We start from the raw sequence: 17309 nt of genomic DNA on the forward strand, positions 1-17309 counted from the left end.
AAAAGCGTTATTCTTCAATAGGTAATAATTGAGAGAGGTTATTTTAAGCTGTTATCTGGCTAGAAAATGTTGGTAACTGTTTGAAAAAGCATAGTTTCGGTTATGAAAAGAGGATTGTGCGGGGAATGCCCGGTCACCATAAATGGCGACCCTACAGGCTCGGTTTTGTGGGGTCACCATTTATTGTGACCGAAACATACCTCAGGCTAAAAATTGGGATTAAATGCGCAATTAACCAACAACTATTAGGGCAATATTGATGATTAGTGCGATTAATAAGATAAATAACGAAAACAATTCGGCGTAATATAAAGAATCTTCTCATGCTGTTAATATTTTCCGGACAATTCTGCCTGCCCACTATTATTTTAATTTACCGAAAAATCTCGTAGAATGCATAGCTTCAAACCAGTTGGAAAAGTAATAAGGATTTATACATGAGCGATGCACTTAAAGCATTGAACAATATTCGTACGCTGCGTGCGCAAGCACGTGAGACTGAAATTGCGGTATTGGACGAAATGCTGGAAAAGTTCGCTGTAGTAGTTGCAGAACGCCGTGAAGAAGCGGAAGCGGAAACCGCGGCACAGCGCGAAAAAGAAGAAAAATTAGCGCTATATAAAGAGATGCTGCTGAAAGATGGAATTGATATTAGTGACCTGGCGCAATTAACGCCGCAGGCAACCAAGCCTAAAGCTAAACGTGCACCGCGCCCCGCGAAGTATAAATTCATCGATGAACAGGGCAACGAGAAATTGTGGACGGGTCAAGGCCGTACACCTTCACCGATTAAATCTGCCATTGATGCTGGCGGCTCGTTGGATGATTTCCTGATTTAATTTGTTATTGAGCGCCTGGATAATAAACAGTTGTTTCAAGTTTATCAGCAGTGTGCTTTACAAATTAACAATGAGTATTAATTAAACGCAGCAAGCTCAACAGCTTGCTGCGTTTTTTATTTATTTCTGTTCAGCGTTAATCTGCTTGATATACGCCTTCAGCACATCGTAGACATAATCCTGGCAAGCGATGCCGGTTTGCGCATCATACTTACCATTATTGGTGATGTTGTTCGATAACACGCGAATACCAATAAACGGAATGTTGAACAGCGACGAGATCTGCGCCGCCGAAGCCGTTTCCATCTCTTCAGCCGAGGTGTGGAAGTTGTCGTGGAAGAAGCGGATGCGGTCTAATTCGCTGTTCCACACATCCGCAGAACCGATGACACCTCAACCACTTTGCCCTTTTTGTAGCTCGGCATAGCCTGTTCTGCGGCTTTCATCAGCACAGGATCGGCAGCAAATTGACGCATGCTGTGGGCATTTTTATCTTCGCCAGCACTGCCTTTAGAGGCCATTAAATCCATCGGCTTCCACTCAAGCGAATTACTGCCTGCGCCCGGCAATGTGTGCGGAGTTTTAAACGCACCGAGGTTAACTGAATATTTACCCACCACGATATCGTAGACGTTTAATGCCGGATCGTGACCGCCTGCGGTGCCCTGATTAATAATCGCTTTAGGCTTGAATTCCACCGCTGCAATTGAGGTTGCCGCCGCAACATTTGACATGCCTTTCAGTGTCTCAGACACAATCACGGGATAACCATCGACGGTGCCGCGCCAAAAACGCCATTCCCCAATTTGTTGTTCTTTGGCGTTATCCAGTTTGGCGGCGAAATGTTCCGCTTCCACCGGCATCGCGCCCTGAATAATGATCGGGGCTTGAGAGGTTTCTGTATTTGCCATGGCATGCAGCGGCGCAGCAATCGCTACAACGCTGGCGAACAGCATATTGAATTTCAAAGATGATTTAGACATGAAATAGTAACCGGAGAAAAATGAAAAAACGCATTATGCGTGAAGTGAGATAACAAGCAAAGCGTTGCGTGAAAATTGCCGAAAAAGAGGAAAAGGTGAGGAATTAGCCCAAGAATATTCTGATGCTTTCAGAAAATAACAAGCAGCGAAGGGAAATAATATTGCCCTGTTCGCTGCTTGTTTATAGCAGGATTATTTCAACGCTGCGCAGGCCTGGGCAATTCTGCGCCCTGCTTCACGCACCGTGTCGATATCGGTGGCAATCGACAAACGGAAATACGGTGATAATCCATAAGCGCTACCGGCAACGCCCGACACGCCGCTTTCCAATAAGTAATTCATCACGTCCTGTTCAGTTGCAATTTTCTGACCATCGGGACGCGTCTTACCGAGCAAACCGGCGCAACGGCAGAAAATAAAGAACGCACCATCAGGATTGAGCACCTCAATTTCCGCCACCGGACGCAGCAACGCCATAATCGCATCGCGACGATCCTGATAAGCGCTGCGCTGGGGCGGCAGGAAATCAAGCCCGCCATTAAACGCCGCCACTGCTGCGCCCTGACTGACCGCGCTGGCACCCGAGCTGTTTTGCGACTGCACCACCACCATTGCGTCAATCAGTGCTTTTGGCCCAGCACCAAAGCCGATACGCCAACCGGTCATCGCGTAGGTTTTCGATACGCCGCCCACCAGCAGAATACGCTCAACGAGATCCGGCGCAATGTGCAACAAACTCACATGTTCGCGTCCATCAAACAGAATATGTTCGTACAACTCGTCCAGCATGATCAGCACGTTGGGATGATCGCGCAGCACCGTCGCCAACGCCGTTAATTCGTCGGCGCTGTACACCATGCCGGAAGGATTGCCGGGATTGTTCAGTACCAGCCAGCGGGTTTTGGCAGTGATCGCCTGCGCCAGTTGCTGCGGTTGCAGCTTATATTGCTGTTCAAGCGGGCACTCTAATAGTACCGCTTCACCGCCGTTGAAACGTACGCTATCCGGGAAGGTCGGCCAATATGGCACCGGCACAAGCACTTCGTCGCCATCATTCAGCGTGGCAGCAAACGCATTGAAGATGATCTGTTTCGCGCCGTTGGCGATGCAAATCTGCCCCAGTTCATAGCTCAGCTTATTTTCACGCTGCAACTTGGCCTGCACCGCCTTACGCAACGGCGTGGTGCCGTTGGTCGGCGTATAACGCGTTTCACCGGCTTCCATTGCTGCCACCGCCGCCTGGCGAATATGCGGCGGCGTATCAAAATCCGGCTCGCCGGTAGTGAGATCGAGAATATCCACGCCCTGCTCTTTAAGCTGACGCGTCAACTGGCGCGCCGCCGCATTGGCAGAGAGCGACACGGACTGCACACGCTTTGATAAGGTGACCATGTTGAGCTCCTGAATGGCTTAAGCGACCGGCAAACCGAGGTTTTCGCGCAGCGTGGTAAATTCGTAGTCTTCGCGGAACAAACCACGACGACGCAGTTCAGGGATCACCAGCTCGACAAACAGATCGAGTTGCTCAGACATAATCGCCGGCATGATGTTGAAACCATCCGCGCCACCTTCTTTAATCCACAACTCGAAGTCGTCCGCGATATCTTCAGCGGTGCCGACAATCACGCGGTGTCCACGCGAACCAGCCGCGACCGCTGCTAACTCGCGCAGCGTCAGATTTTCACGCTTCGCCATATCGGTCATCAATTTGACGCGGCTTTGATTGCCTTCACCCAGTGGCACTTCCGGCACCGGTCCATCCAGCGGGAACTGGCTGAGATCCATGCTGAAGCGCAATGAAAGCTGACGCAGACCGTTTTCGATATCCACCAACGTGTTCAGCTCTTTCCACAACGCTTTGGCTTCTTCGCGGGTGCGGCCGACAATCGGCATCACGCCCGGCATGATCACCACGTGATCGGGATTGCGACCGGCGGCGATCACCTGATCTTTCTGCGAGCGATAGAAGGTTTGAGCGGCTTCAAGGCTATCCGCTGCGGTGAAGATCACCTCGGCGGTTTCAGCAGCCAATTTCTGACCGTCGGCGGATGAACCCGCTTCGATAATCACCGGACGTCCTTGTGGCGAGCGCGTGATGTTCAACGGGCCTTGCACCTGGAAGTGTTCGCCTTCATGGTTAATCGGCTGAATCTTTTCATCAACGAAGTACGCGCCGGTTTCTTTGTTCGGCTGCACTGCGCCCTCTTCCCAGCCCGCCCACAGCTTGTTGGCGACCTCGAGGAATTCACGCGCACGCGCATAACGCTCGGCATGATTTGGCATGTCGTTGCGGCTAAAGTTGCGCGCCACATCGGTAGAGAACGAGGTCACCACGTTCCACGCCGCACGACCACGGCTAATGTGATCCAGCGAGGAAAAGCTGCGCGCCATGGTGAACGGATCGCTAAAAGTCGTGGATGCGGTGGCCGCCAGACCAATGCGTTTGGTATTCACCGCCAGCGCCGACAGCATGGTCAGCGGCTCAAGGCGCGCCATGGTCGACGGCAAACGGTACATGCTGGTTGCCAGCGCATCGCCGACGAAGAACAGATCGAACTTACCGGCTTCGGCTTTTTTGGCGATGGTGATCAACCAATCAATGTTGGTTGGATCGCCGAGTTTTTCGGTTAAGCGCCAACCGCTAACGTGTTGTCCAACCGGTTGTACGAAAAGGCCTAAGCGAATGTGGCGTTGTTGTTGTGAGTTAGCCATGAATTTGTCCTGGTCAATAAAAGGTAAGACGTTTTAAAAGGTGTTCTCGGTTGCCAGCAGCGCTTGTTCCAGCGCATCGGCAGAGATGCGGAACGGCAAACGCTCGGCGCTGGCGGCCGGGAATTTAATTTGTTCTGCGATGCTGCGAATGGTAGCCGCGCGATCGCCGGTTAATGGCGCCAACGTCAGCGGCATGGCGTATTCGCGCAGCAGCGCCAGCAGATCTGCATCCGGCACACCATCGTGTTCAATCAGCGATTGCACCAGCAGGCTGTACCCGACTTTTTCGCCGTGCAGCCACTCGTGCAGCTCCGGCTGATGCGTCAGTCGATTATGGATCGCATGGGCGAATCCCGGCGTTGGCAGCACATCGCGCACGCTGTTGGCTAAACCGGCCAGCACAATGTTGGCGTCGATGATTTTCACCAGTTCCGGCGTAACCTGCTGCTGTTGGTTAGCGGCAACCGCGGCAGCGCCGAATTCTCGATAGATATCCAACGCGCGTTTAGCGTTCATCACTTTGAGATCGAGCGCTAAGTCGTTGGGATTGTTACGCTGATAAGGATAGAACTCGTAATACTTCGCCAGCGCATCAACGATGCCAGCCTTTAAATAACGCACATCGCTGCGGGCGATGACTTCGCTATCGACTAATACCAACTCGGGCATTTTGCCCAGCCCCTGGCTGCGCACATGTCCGCCGTGCTCGTTGTACACGATGGCAACCGGCGACCACGCCGCACAGGTTGCCGCTACGGTGGCAAAGTTGATTACCTTGAGATCGGGCAATTGACTGCCGACCGCTTTCGCCGCATCCAGCACACGTCCGCCGCCGACCGCAAACAACAATTCTGCGCCCTGCTGTTCGACATTTTGTTTGAGTGTTGCAATCGCCGCATCAGTACATTCACCGTGCAGATATTCGAGCTGCCAGCGAATTCCGTTGGCTTCGAGGCTTTGGCTTAATTCTGGATTTACCGCTTGCCAGGCACGTGGCGAAGTAAATATGCGGATATGTGTGGCGTAAGGTTTAATAAATTCACCGGCACGCGCGCGTAAGCCGGATTCATGTGCATAAGCACGTGGAGATTTGATCGCTAACACGGCGTCACCCTGATTAAGAATAAGGCTATAACGAATTAAATTAAGATAATTCAGAGGGTTAATACGGAATAGTTATAGCGCTATGGCTTTTCTGCATACTACGGTAAATAACGATTTAAGCAATGCAAAACGGGCGATTTCAATTTCACAAATTCGCATTAGCTTAGTTATTTTTCACATATAGCCGGGAATGTGTTTGCTGGTAATCTGGTTCAAATGAATAACCATGCCGCCAATCGCACGGTTGGTAGCGGCCTTTGAAATCGGTGCTTTTTTAAATTTTTCCGGGGATGTCTATGTCACTTGAATTTCGTCAGGTTCGCGAAGACGAGGTGGAAACCTATCAGGCGCTGATGCATGCCGCTTACGCGCCAACACTGGCGCTGGGCATCAAATTCGATGCCGCCAGCGCCGATCTGGCCAAAACGCTGCGCCATCTACAAAGCCACGGCGTGTATGCGCTGTACGCGGATGGCGTCATGGTTTCCTCGGTCACCGTGCGTTATCCGTGGGGACCGCTGCCCGGCCCGTTTGGCTTGCCGCATATCGGCTGGTTCGGCGCGCATCCCGATTATCCTGGCCTGCAATATGGTCGTCAGGTGCAAGATCGCCTTGAGCAGGAGATTCTGCTCGGCAAACTGCGCGCGCCTGCGGTATCGCTCGGCACCGCCACCAGTCATCCGTGGCTGATCGAAATGTACAAAAAACGGGGCTTCCAGTTGATGCACACCACCGACCTCGGCAAAGGCCACATCACGCAATATATGAAGAAAGTGTTGGATGAAAGCGCCCATGACGCGTGGTTAACCCGTCAGGCCGCTCTACAAGGAATTAAAGCATGAGCCAAACTCTCGATAATTTAGGCGAACAGCTGATCGCATTCCGCCACGAACTGCACCGTTTCCCTGAACTCTCTAATCAAGAATTTGAAACCACCGCACGGATTCGTCAGCAACTTGAGAAACACGCTATCCGCGTGCTGGATCTGCCGCTCAAAACCGGTTTAGTAGCGGAAATAGGCAGTGAAAATGGCCCGCTGATGGTGTTACGTTCAGACATCGATGCGCTGCCGATTGAGGAGCAATCAGATGTGACTTTTCGTTCGGAGCGTCCCGGCGTGATGCACGCCTGTGGTCATGACTTTCACAGCTCAGCCGCGCTGGGTGCGGCGATCTTATTGAAGCAGCAGGAAAGCAGTTTGCCGGGTCGCGTGCGCATTCTGTTTCAGGCGGCAGAAGAAACCGGCCAGGGCGCGCCGGATGTGATTGCTACCGGCGCGCTGGATGATGCGGTCGCCATTTTTGGTATCCATAACGATCCGTCGCTGCCGCCGGGCGTGATCGGTAGCAAAGCTGGCCCATTAACTGCGGCGGTGGATCGCTTTGATATCAGCATCACCGGCATTGGCAGCCACGCCGCTAAACCGCATCAGGGCAACGATCCGATTGTGATTGCCGCGCAAATTGTTTCGGCTGCGCAAACCTTGATCAGCCGTAATGCGCCGTCGGGTGATAACGCGGTGGTGTCGATTACTCAGATTCACAGCGGCAGCACGTGGAATGTGATTCCCGACAGCGCCTGGCTGGAAGGCACCGTGCGTTCGTTCTCGCAGGAAACTCGCGAGCGTCTGGAGCAGCGCTTCCGTGAAATTGTGTTAGGTATTGGTGCGGCTTTCGCGGCTGAGGTGAAATTCAATTGGCATGCCGGTCCACCATCGGTGGTTAATGACGCACATTGGGCTGATTTTGCGCTGCAACAGGCCAGCGCCAGCGGCTTTGAAGCGCGCGTGGTCGAAGCCAGCCCGATCGGCGAGGACTTTGCTTTCTACCAACAGCAATTGCCGGGCGCCTTCATGATGATTGGCACCGGCGAACCTTATGCGCTGCATCATCCGGCGTTCCGCATCAATGATGATGTGCTGTTGCCAACATCACGCTATCTGGCCAATCTGGCGGTTGCGGCGTTGCAGAGTGTCAGCGCATGAATCTGACCGCAGCGCTGGCTGAGCGCATTGTTCACAGCCAACCGGATGCCGCCGCGCATGATGCGGCGCGTGAAGGCGTGCGGGATTTTCTCGCCGTGAGTTGGCCGGTATTGCAAGCGCAGGTACCGGATAGCGGTTTACCGGCGCTGCGTAGCGTTTATCACGATGGCAGTGTGCGTTCGCAGGCGCTGTTGCTGGGTTATGCCAGTCACGCGCTGGATTACGATGATTTCCACGCTGATTTTCGCGGTCATCCCAGCGTGGTGATTCTGTCGGCGCTGTTTGCCTGGCAGCAACAGCAACCGTCAACGCTGGATGATTTTCTTGATGCCTACGCGATTGGCGTAGAAGTCGCCGGACGTTTGGGTTTAGCGGTAAGCCAGCAGCACTATGCATTAGGCAATCACAATACCGCAACGCTTGGCACACTCGCTGCTGCTGCTGCGCTAGCACGCTTGCTCGTTCTGGATGTGGCCGCCACCGCAACCTTAATGGGCATCGCCACCACGCAAGCCAGCGGATTGCGTGCGCAGTTTGGTTCGGCAGTCAAACCGCTGCATGCCGGTTTCGCCGCTGAACGTGCGATCACATCAGCTCAGCTGACGCTGGCGGGTTTTGACGGCAAGCAGGAAGGCGTAATCGAGGCCTTTATCGCTGCCACCAGTAATGACCAATCGCAGCCGGGTAAACTCATCGAGAATTGGGCTGTGCCGTGGCGCATCGTCGCACCCGGTTTGGAGTTCAAGCCGTTCCCCACTTGCGCCGGAACGCATAGCGCCGCTGAGGCCGCGCGTATTTTGCGCCAGCAATGGTTGGCGAGCGGTGAAACGCTTGATGCGCTGTTGGAGAACATCAGTGATATCAGCGTGGCGTTTCCGCCCGGCGGCGATATCGCGGCTTCTGTTCGCGTGCCGACCAACGGCATTGAAGCGCGTTTCAGCCTGGAATATACGATTGCCGCGATGTTGATGTATGACGATTTGCGTTTGCAGGATTTTGCCGAGGGCGATCTCAATCAGGCAGTGATGCCGCTGGCGGCTAAAGTGCGTCGCACGCCGGATGAAACTGCGCCGCCGGATGCCATTAACCCAGCGCTGCGCTTTCATCTGGTGACACTGTCACTGAAAAATGGCACGCAGTTGCAGCATCGTCGTACCCGCCAGCAATCTTTGGCGGATGGCGTCAACGTCACGGCTAAACTGCGTGCGGCATTGCGGCAAGAGACGGCGCAGCGCCAGCAACAATTGCTAGCGTGCGCTGAACTGCGCTCTCCCGCCGATTTGGCCAGCTTAAGCCAATTGCTACGCGTGCAGTAAAGTTGCGTTACAGCACGCCGCTAAACAACACTGGGCCGGTCGGTTGGCTGGTTGGCGAGCCGCCGTGCGGTTCAAGGCTGATGGCAACCACCGCGCCCGGCGGCAAGGTGATCTGATTGAGCGTGAGTTGTGTCGGCGTACGTTCATCAACCAATCCCAGTGAAACCGGTTTTTGACCGCCTGGAATCAGCCAGAGCTGCAAACTGTTTTGTGCCGCCACCGCCACGGGCTTGAGCGGCGTTAACACCAACTGTTGGCGATCGCTGCTGCTGCTGACCACCCATTGCGCCTGCTGCTCGGCATTGCTGAGCACGGTGAGCGGCATAACGTCAGGCGCGCGCCCATGAAAGTTGGAGATCAATGTGAAGGCTGCCAACCCAGCGGCGACTAACCAGCCCCAATAAGGCTTCAGCGTTTTTTTCGCCACAGGTTGTTGTGGCAGATTCAGCATAATTTTTTTCCACACGCGTTCCGGTGGAATCTGTGGCACCAGTTGGCTATCAAGACCGCTGAGCATGTTCTGCCAACGCGCTAACTGCTGCGCCAATTCCGGTTCTTGCGCCAGCCGTTTTTCAAAGCGTAATCGCGCATTGCCACGCAAGGTGCCAAGGGCATATTCAGCTGATAACGCATCATCTCGTTGATGTTTATCATTCATAGTCCCACACACTCCCGTAAATGCTCCATCGCGCGGCGTATCCAGCTCTTTACCGAACCCACGGGTTGATGAAGCCAGGCAGCGATGTCGCTGTGTGACATTCCCTGATAATAGGCCAGCGCCACGCTTTGCCGCTGTTCACTGCTGAGATGGCGCAAACAATGCTGTAAACGCGCCACCTGAGAATCCTCGCTTTCACTTTCAGCCTGCTGATTTTCATCGAGAAAAACCTGGTCATCGTACTCATCCTGTAACGCTTCTTCGCGTGCAGGACGACTGCGTAACCCGTCAATACAGCGATTGCGGATGATGTGCGTCATCCACGTCATCGGCGCTCCCAGCGTGGGATTGTAGCGATCGGCTTGGTTCCATAAGGTGATAAAACCGTCGTGCAGCACTTCTTCAGCCCAGGAACGTTGGCGTAAAGTGCGCAGCGCGACGGCAAAGAGGTGCGGTGACATCTGTCGATAGAGTTGTTCAAATGCATGGCGATCGCCTTGAGCAACCGCCTGCATCAGTTTCACCTGCTGTTCCGCCTGAGACTTATCCATGTTTTTCCCGGATGGCTTGATTGCCCATCCCGAGTATAGACAATTACTTAGGCATCAGAACGGTATCGATCACATCAATCACACCATTTTTCTGGTTTACATCATAGGTGCTGATATTGGCCACGTTGCCTTGACCATCTTTGAGTTGAATATTGTGCGGGCCATTATTCATAATCCACAAAGGCTGTCCGTTGACGGTTTTCAGTTCGGCATGACCGCCGCCTTGTTTAATTTTCGCTTCTAACGCTTTCATATCCAACTTCCCAGCCACCACATGGTAAGTCAGGATGCTGGTGAGCATGGCTTTGTTCTCTGGTTTAACCAGATTGTCCACGGTGCCCGCAGGCAGTTTGGCAAACGCCGCGTTAGTTGGCGCAAATACGGTGAATGGCCCTTTTCCTTGCAGCGTATCAACCAAACCAGCCGCTTTTACCGCAGCCACTAATGTGGTGTGATCTTTGGAGTTGACGGCATTTTCGATGATATTTTTCTGCGGGAACATGGCGGCACCGCCGACCATTACGGAGTCGGATTGCATAGCAGCCATTGAGGTTGCGCTGAACAATAATGCGCCTGAAACGATTGCAGTAGCGAATAACGTTTTCATCATAAATCCTCATTGTAGGGGAGCAGATTAGGTGCTCACATGGGGATATACGTAAGCCGTAGACGAATTGGATGCAGTTTTTTTAAATTTATTTTTTTATGGGATGAAGGCAGCCAAAAATGACCAAAACTCAGCGCCTGCTTGAACTGGTACAGCTGTTGCGTTGCCATCGCTATCCGGTTACGGCGCAAACCCTGGCCGAGCAACTCAGCATCAGCGTGCGCACGGTTTATCGCGATATCATTAGCCTGCAACAGCAAGGTGTGGATATTGAAGGCAGCGCCGGATTGGGCTATTTGCTGAAATCAGATGGGCATTTACCGCCGCTGATGTTTTCTCGCCATGAATTAGATGCGTTGATGCTGGGGCTGAATTGGGTGAGTCGTCACACCGATCCGGAATTAAAATCGGCAGCCAATCATGCGCTGGCGAAAATTCAGGCGGTGATCCCGCAACATCTTAGCCTGGCGATCGATCATCAATCCTTGTTGATTGCATCACGCGGCGAAGTGGTATTTGAAACCCATCTGCCGGCAATTCGCCAGGCGATTCATCAGCGCAATAAAGTGTCATTGCAATATAAAGATCTGAAGGATGCCTCATCACAACGCGTTATTTGGCCGGTGGTGATTGGTTATTTTGATCGGGTAAGATTATTGTGCGGCTGGTGTGAATTGCGTCAGGATTTTCGTAATTTCCGCGTGGATCGTATTGAGCAGATTGAAATTAGCCACGAGGTATATCCAGGAACGCGTCATCAATTATTGAAGCGTTGGAAGGAGTATCAACAGCTGCGTTACCCGGAAAGTGGCTAACCATGATGTTAGCCACTTCACTGAATATTTAGCCGTTACAATCGATAACCACGCGTCCGCTGACTTTACCATCCAGTAATAAATGTGCGGCTTCAATGGCTTGGCTGAGTGGCAATACGGTGCTCATTTTTTCGAGCTTTGTTACCGGCAGATATTCACACGCTTTCTGCCAAATCTTCGGCCTCTTTGCTGCGTCAACCATCACGCTGTCAATGCCTTTGAGCGTCACGCCGCGCAAGATGAACGGAGCAACACTTCCCATCAAATCCATGCCTTGCGCCATGCCACAGGCAGCAACTATGCCGGCATATTTTGTCCCCGCGCAGACATTGCATAAGGTGTGACTTCCCACGGTATCGATCGCCGCCACCCAACGCTCTTTCTGCAACGGCTTGCCGGGTAGATTGAGCTGATTACGATCGATGATTTCGCTGGCACCCATCTCCTTGAACAAGCGCGCGTTCTCTTCTGGTCGGCCTGTCGAGGCAATGACTTGATACCCGAGCGACGCTAAGATGATCACCGCACAACTGCCCACGCCGCCACTGGCGCCTGTCACCAACACTGGGCCGTCGGACGGTTTTACGCCATGTTCAACAATGGCATCAACGCATAACATGGCGGTGAATCCTGCGGTGCCAATCGCCATCACTTGATGCGAATTGCTGCCCGATGGCAGCGCTGTCAACCATTCACTTTTTACTCGTGCTTTCTGCGCGAGCCCGCCCCAATAACGCTCGCCAACCCCCCATCCGGTGAGCAGCACCGCATCACCCTGCTGAAATGTCGGGCTATCGCTATGTGTCACGATGCCAGCAAGATCGATGCCTGGGATCATCGGAAAGCTTCTGACAATCGGTCCTTTGCCGGTGATGGCAAGCGCGTCTTTGTAGTTGATTGACGAATATTCGACATTAATGGTGACGTCACCCGCGGGCAAAACATCATCGTTGAGTTCGGTATATTCGGCAGCGTAAGTGCCATCGGTGTTGTTGATGAGAACTGAATTAAACACTGAACCTCCAGTTACAGAGCGGCGTCTGCGAAATTAGGGTGCGATGGGTGCAGGTATCGTCTGGTTAAAATAATAGACCGATCGTCTAATTAATTCCAGCATCAATTGAGATTTAGATTAAGCTACTGAAATTGATGATTATTTAGGGAATATCACGCATCTGCCCGAGGAATCAGGCCGGCAAGAAATTGCACGAGAAAATTATCCAGTGGCTTGCGGCTTTCATGCAGCTTGGCCTGAAGTACCGCACCTTCCCATCCCGTCCAGAAGTAATCGGCTAAACCGGGTAAGTCGGCACTGGCGGAGAGGTGACTGGTTGTCGACAGTTCGTTCAAACATGTCAGCATTATGGCCTGCCATTTTTCAAATATCACTTTCAGCTTCTGGCGGAAACCTTCGGGTAACGTGGCGACTTCTTGCGTCAAATTGCCGACCGCACAACCACGACGGAAAGCATGTTTGGCCATCCCCACGGCCGCAGCGTCAACAAACGATTCGATGCGCTGCAACGGTGGCAGCGCGCTGTTTGCCAGCGTTTTACTTAATAGATGGTCAAAGAAGCTGTCGTATTGATCGAGCACCGCCAGACCAAAGGCTTCTTTGCTTTCAAAGTAGTGATAAAAGGACCCTTTTGGCACGCCTGCGCGCTTAAGAATCACATCCAGGCTGCTGGTGCCAAGGGCAGATTCCGTTAACACCTCAACGCCTGTGCGCAGAATGGCGCGGCGCACGTCTCGCTGCACAGACTCGGCTTTAGGCGGACGTCCACGTTTTTTGGCTGTTGGCGCGAAGGGAATATTCATCAGATTATGCGGAAATGGCTAACAACCTGCTGCTAGCCATATTGATTGATCAAATCGCGTCGTCAGGTTCTAACGCATCTTGAATCGCATCGGCGAGATTAGCCACTTCGTTTGCCACCGCCTGCAAATCCCATGATGCTTTCGAACCACTTGCCGAGGTAGACGCACTCACCGACTCTTTAGCCACTGCCAGAGCGGCGGCGACCGCGATGGTACGCTTGTGCTGCTCAACTGAAACGCCAATCGGCGGTTGCGTGAAGTAATCGTTTACCATGTGGATTATCCCTTTAAGTAATAAAAAATAAAAAAATGAGAACGCTCATTATGGGCGATTCTTCACAAAGTGCGAGCAATTGTGCGCTTAAAGCAACTGCGAACGTCCGCTCCTCGCTCGTAGTGGGCATTCCAACTTGTTAATTAGAAACCTTAAGCTAGATTCCTAACCTATCGCCCACAATGCCTGCGATATTGAAGCTGTTTTGTCATGTTATTAACTCGACAATATGAATCTTATGGCCGTCCATAGCACATAGATTCCTGGCAAAAACTGCACTGCCCAAACTCCCCATCGAACATAGCGCCACGCGTGTCGTTCTTTTTCATTGGCCGCTGCGATAATCGGGTTAGCATGGAGTTTTCTTTTTTGCGGCCTAAAGTATAACCAAATCAAAATAACCGTCGTTATTGCGGCAATTATTTTGAGCATCACGTGTCCGTCCATGAAAATATTTCCTTATTTTTTTATAAAAAACCAGCCCGCTATAGCAATCAAACCGACAATTATTGAGGCAAATACCGCGCCCGTTGTGAAAGCATGCGTTGTCTTCTGCTCTTCGTTGCGGATGCCATTAAATCGGGCGAGAGCACCCTTTTCATCCGCGGCACTTAATTCTTCAAACTGCTTATCATAACCCTGCTCAGTCAAGACGGCAGCTCCCGCGCTATCCGTTTTCTGCAGTGCTGTTATCTGGTTATCCTTTTTGTAAAAACAGTATTCCGGCATAAGTTCCTCCTGAGTGATGCAGCGCGTTACATCAATGGCCATAAAATTGCCGTTGACGGTCAAGCATTGAGCTTTAGCTTAAGCTAAAAGGCTACTGACAAAATCTGTCACAGCTTGCTCATAGTATGCATGGCACATCCAAAGGAGAATGCCATGCTTACTGCCAATATGACCATCATCTATGTTCCAAACGTCGTAAAAAGCGCCGATTTTTATGCTGCCTTATTTGATTTAAAACCGGTGGAATTAAGTCCAACCTTTGCCATGTTTATCTTTAATGGTGGATTTAAATTGGGCATCTGGTCGAAATACACCGTGGAACCGGCGGCGCAACAACTGCCTTTCAGCCCTAACGGCGAACTGGTATTTAAAACTGAAACCAAAGCAGACGTCGATTTTCTCTATAACGAATGGGGCACGTTCCGCGAAGTGACTATTATTCAAACGCCCGTAAAAATGGATTTCGGTTATACCTTCAGCGCCATCGATCCCGATGGTCACCGCTTGCGTGTGTGTTATTTAGATTTGGATGGTGAATAAGACATCGTTTGTATCAGGTGCGCATTAACGCGCACCTGAATCGTTGGTCACCATAAATGATGACCTTACGGGATGTATGTGGAGTTGGGTGGAATAAACGCCTGCACCGGGGTTAATTCGCCACGATATTTACGCACTTGAACCACGGTGATTTGACCGCTGCAACCTTGCGCCAGCGAGGAAGTGCCAATGTCTAGCGTCAATACGTTGGGATTGCCATGACGGCATAACGGGCGCAGCGCCGTCGGATCCACCGGATCGTACCAGGCGCCGGTAGGCAATTGCACCACGCCGCGCATGATGGTTTCCGTCACGCGCGCGCTCGCCAGCACGTGTCCACGCGGGTTATACAACTCAATAATATCGCCATCATTAATGCCCAAAGACGCCGCATCTTCAGGATGCAAGCTGCATACTTCGCGGCCGTCGCGTTTGCCGCTCAGGCTGTAATCGCCGAAATCTAACTGGCTGTGCAAGCGCGTTGCCGGTTGGTTGGCGATCAACCAGAACGGATGCTCGGCATCCGGTTGCTGCTGCGGCTCGCGCCATACCGGATGTCCCGGACAGTTTTCATAATTGAAGCTGGCGATTGTGGCGGAGAAGATTTCGATTTTGCCGCTCGGCGTTGGCAAGGGCGCGGCGTCGGGATCAGCGCGGAAAGCGTTGATCATGCGGCCACCATCTTTTAATTGCGGCAGTTCCAGTACGCCTTGCTGCCAAAAAGTGGCGAAATCGGGGATCTCAACCTGCTGTGCCGCCAGCTTTTGTTGCAACTGCGCGTAATGATGTTCCAACCAGCCGCGCGTATCTCGACCTTCAGTGAAAGCCTGTTCATGGCCTAAGCGGCGCGCCAGCTCGGCAAAAATGGTGTAATCATCTTTGGCTTCACCAAACGGCTCGGCCACCGGCTGCATGGCAAACAAATGACGATCGGTCGGCGCACCGCCAATGTCTTCGCGCTCCAAAGTCATGGTGGCGGGCAACACGATATCAGCGTGACGCGCGCTGGCGGTCCAGGCGATTTCATGCACGATCAAGGTATCCAACTGGCAAAACGCCTGACGCAAACGCGCCAAATCCTGATGATGATGGAATGGATTACCGCCCGCCCAATAGGCCAAACGGATGTGCGGATAGGTTAAACGTCGGCCATTGTAATCAAACTGTTTGCCAGGATTAAGCAGCATATCTGAAATGCGCGCCACCGGAATCAGGCGATCGATGCCGTTTTTGCCCTGCGGCAACGCCGGGAAACTCACTAAATTGTGATGCTTGCCGTAATGCCCTAACGCACCCAGCGCATAGGTGTAACCGCCGCCCGGTAAGCCCGGCTGTCCGAGCGCCGCCGCCAGCACCAATCCTAACCACACAGGTTGTTCGCCGTGTTCGGCGCGCTGCAACGCGTGCGCTACCGTCACCAACACACGCTTGCCATAAAGGTGGCGCGCGAAGTCCTCGATAAATGCCGCATTCACGCCGCAAATTTCGGCTGCCCACGCTGCATCACGCAACGTTCCATCTTCTTCACCACGAATGTAGGCGACCATTTGCGGCCAGCCAACGGTGTAACGTGCGAGGAAAGCTTCGTCGGTAAGCTGTTCATCGATCAACACCGACAACACGCCGAGAATAAAGGCCGCGTCGGTGCCCGGTCGCAGTGCCAACCATTCGCCCTGCGCTTCGTCCGGCAAATCGCTTTTCAACGGGCTAATCGAGATGAACCGCGTGCCGCGCTGTGCTGCCTGCTGCATAAAACCGCGTTCGGTGTGTTCACTTAATCCGCCGCTGGCGACTTGAGAGTTCTTCAACGCCAGGCCGCCAAAGGCCAGCACGATTTCGCTGTGCTGGGCGATCTCTTCCCAACTCACACCGCGCCGGGCAATTTCCGTCATATCACCGACGATGTGCGGCAGCAAAACCGAAGCGGAACCCGAGCTGTAACTGTTGACCGAACGCACGTAACCGCCGAGCGTGGTATTGAGGAAACGATGCACCTGGCTTTGCGCGTGATGGAAACGTCCGGCACTTGACCAACCGTAAGAGCCGCCGAAGATGCCTTCCGGGCCATAATTATCGCCAACGCGCTGCAATTCGCGCGCCACCAGGCTGTAGGCTTCCTCCCAACTCACCGCGATATATTCGTCATTGCCGCGCCGATCGTCTGGGCCGGGGCCGTTTTCCAGCCAGCCACGACGCACCATTGGACGGGCTACGCGTGCCGGATGGTTGAGTGCGGTACGGAAATTTTGCAGTAACGGGCTGGGATCGGGATCGCCCTTGAACGGTTCGATGGTGAGTTGATCGCCCTGCTGTTGGGCATGAAAAGCGCCCCAATGCGCGCTGTGCATTACCGGTTTTTGCGTCATCATTGTTCCTGGC

17 protein-coding genes and 1 pseudogene are annotated in these 17309 nt (G+C 52.8%); 6 read left to right on the forward strand and 12 right to left on the reverse strand.

All coding sequences use genetic code 11. The features are described 5' to 3' along the window. The first annotated feature begins 437 nt into the window (after nt 1-437). On the forward strand, nt 438-839 hold the full coding sequence (locus ABDW13_RS00805) for an H-NS family nucleoid-associated regulatory protein (RefSeq protein WP_343550469.1): 402 nt from the start codon (nt 438-440) through the stop codon (nt 837-839). Between the two features lie 120 nt (nt 840-959). Here ABDW13_RS00805 and ABDW13_RS00810 read toward each other — a convergent pair. From ABDW13_RS00810 to ABDW13_RS00825, 4 genes and pseudogenes are all read right to left on the reverse strand, one after another. Beyond that, nucleotides 960-1822: pseudogene (locus ABDW13_RS00810) on the reverse strand (5'-methylthioadenosine/S-adenosylhomocysteine nucleosidase). Between the two features lie 192 nt (nt 1823-2014). Continuing rightward, entirely contained in the window at nt 2015-3214 is a 1200-nt protein-coding gene (locus tag ABDW13_RS00815) for an aminotransferase class I/II-fold pyridoxal phosphate-dependent enzyme (protein ID WP_343550470.1), read from the reverse strand. A gap of 18 nt (nt 3215-3232) precedes the next feature. Next, nucleotides 3233-4534, reverse strand: coding sequence for an LLM class flavin-dependent oxidoreductase (locus ABDW13_RS00820; RefSeq protein ID WP_343550471.1), 1302 nt, complete (start codon nt 4532-4534; stop codon nt 3233-3235). 33 nt (nt 4535-4567) lie between these two features. Further along, nucleotides 4568-5638 carry an iron-containing alcohol dehydrogenase family protein gene (locus ABDW13_RS00825; protein WP_343550472.1) on the reverse strand — a complete coding sequence of 357 codons (1071 nt, stop codon included), beginning with the start codon at nt 5636-5638 and terminating at the stop codon, nt 4568-4570. Between the two features lie 296 nt (nt 5639-5934). Between ABDW13_RS00825 and ABDW13_RS00830 the strand changes: the two genes are divergently transcribed. Genes ABDW13_RS00830 through ABDW13_RS00840 form a run of 3 tightly spaced genes read left to right on the forward strand, consistent with a single transcriptional unit; the run spans nt 5935 to nt 8938 of the window. After that, on the forward strand, nt 5935-6480 hold the full coding sequence (locus ABDW13_RS00830; RefSeq protein ID WP_343550473.1) for a GNAT family N-acetyltransferase: 546 nt from the start codon (nt 5935-5937) through the stop codon (nt 6478-6480). Then, nucleotides 6477-7622 (forward strand): amidohydrolase, encoded by a 1146-nt coding sequence (locus ABDW13_RS00835; RefSeq protein ID WP_343550474.1) that lies wholly within the window; start codon nt 6477-6479, stop codon nt 7620-7622. The genes ABDW13_RS00830 and ABDW13_RS00835 overlap by 4 nt, the downstream gene beginning before the upstream one ends. Beyond that, the gene (locus ABDW13_RS00840) at nt 7619-8938 is read left to right on the forward strand and encodes an MmgE/PrpD family protein (protein ID WP_343550475.1); all 1320 of its coding nucleotides are present in this window, start codon (nt 7619-7621) and stop codon (nt 8936-8938) included. The genes ABDW13_RS00835 and ABDW13_RS00840 overlap by 4 nt, the downstream gene beginning before the upstream one ends. A gap of 7 nt (nt 8939-8945) precedes the next feature. Here ABDW13_RS00840 and ABDW13_RS00845 read toward each other — a convergent pair whose 3' ends face one another. Genes ABDW13_RS00845 through ABDW13_RS00855 form a run of 3 tightly spaced genes read right to left on the reverse strand, consistent with a single transcriptional unit; the run spans nt 8946 to nt 10754 of the window. After that, on the reverse strand, nt 8946-9596 hold the full coding sequence (locus ABDW13_RS00845; protein WP_343550476.1) for an anti-sigma factor: 651 nt from the start codon (nt 9594-9596) through the stop codon (nt 8946-8948). Beyond that, on the reverse strand, nt 9593-10147 hold the full coding sequence (locus ABDW13_RS00850) for a sigma-70 family RNA polymerase sigma factor (RefSeq protein ID WP_343550477.1): 555 nt from the start codon (nt 10145-10147) through the stop codon (nt 9593-9595). Before ABDW13_RS00850 ends, ABDW13_RS00845 begins: the two co-directional genes overlap by 4 nt. Before the next feature lie 43 nt (nt 10148-10190). Continuing rightward, the gene (locus ABDW13_RS00855) at nt 10191-10754 is read right to left on the reverse strand and encodes a fasciclin domain-containing protein (protein WP_343550478.1); all 564 of its coding nucleotides are present in this window, start codon (nt 10752-10754) and stop codon (nt 10191-10193) included. 119 nt (nt 10755-10873) lie between these two features. Between ABDW13_RS00855 and ABDW13_RS00860 the strand changes: the two genes are divergently transcribed. Next, nucleotides 10874-11569: a YafY family protein gene (locus ABDW13_RS00860; protein ID WP_343550479.1), complete on the forward strand. Its 696-nt coding sequence runs from the start codon at nt 10874-10876 to the stop codon at nt 11567-11569. Nucleotides 11570-11597: 28 nt separating this feature from the next. Here ABDW13_RS00860 and ABDW13_RS00865 read toward each other — a convergent pair whose 3' ends face one another. The 4 genes from ABDW13_RS00865 to ABDW13_RS00880 all read right to left on the reverse strand — a co-directional run bounded on the left by ABDW13_RS00865 (nt 11598) and on the right by ABDW13_RS00880 (nt 14432). After that, entirely contained in the window at nt 11598-12584 is a 987-nt protein-coding gene (locus tag ABDW13_RS00865) for an MDR family oxidoreductase (RefSeq protein WP_343550481.1), read from the reverse strand. Nucleotides 12585-12736: 152 nt separating this feature from the next. After that, nucleotides 12737-13387: a TetR family transcriptional regulator C-terminal domain-containing protein gene (locus ABDW13_RS00870; RefSeq protein WP_343550482.1), complete on the reverse strand. Its 651-nt coding sequence runs from the start codon at nt 13385-13387 to the stop codon at nt 12737-12739. 49 nt (nt 13388-13436) lie between these two features. After that, complete coding sequence (locus tag ABDW13_RS00875; RefSeq protein ID WP_343550483.1) at nt 13437-13661, reverse strand: hypothetical protein; 225 nt, start codon at nt 13659-13661, stop codon at nt 13437-13439. A 459-nt stretch (nt 13662-14120) separates the two neighbouring features. Then, nucleotides 14121-14432 carry a hypothetical protein gene (locus ABDW13_RS00880; protein ID WP_343550484.1) on the reverse strand — a complete coding sequence of 104 codons (312 nt, stop codon included), beginning with the start codon at nt 14430-14432 and terminating at the stop codon, nt 14121-14123. A 111-nt stretch (nt 14433-14543) separates the two neighbouring features. On the opposite strand from ABDW13_RS00880, the gene ABDW13_RS00885 reads away from it, so the two are divergent. Further along, entirely contained in the window at nt 14544-14930 is a 387-nt protein-coding gene (locus tag ABDW13_RS00885) for a VOC family protein (protein WP_343550485.1), read from the forward strand. A gap of 65 nt (nt 14931-14995) precedes the next feature. Here ABDW13_RS00885 and ABDW13_RS00890 read toward each other — a convergent pair whose 3' ends face one another. Continuing rightward, nucleotides 14996-17296, reverse strand: coding sequence for a molybdopterin-dependent oxidoreductase (locus ABDW13_RS00890; protein WP_343550486.1), 2301 nt, complete (start codon nt 17294-17296; stop codon nt 14996-14998). Nucleotides 17297-17309: the final 13 nt, after the last annotated feature.

The sequence above is a fragment of the Pantoea sp. genome, assembly GCF_039594315.1.
Lineage (GTDB): Bacteria > Pseudomonadota > Gammaproteobacteria > Enterobacterales > Enterobacteriaceae > Pantoea.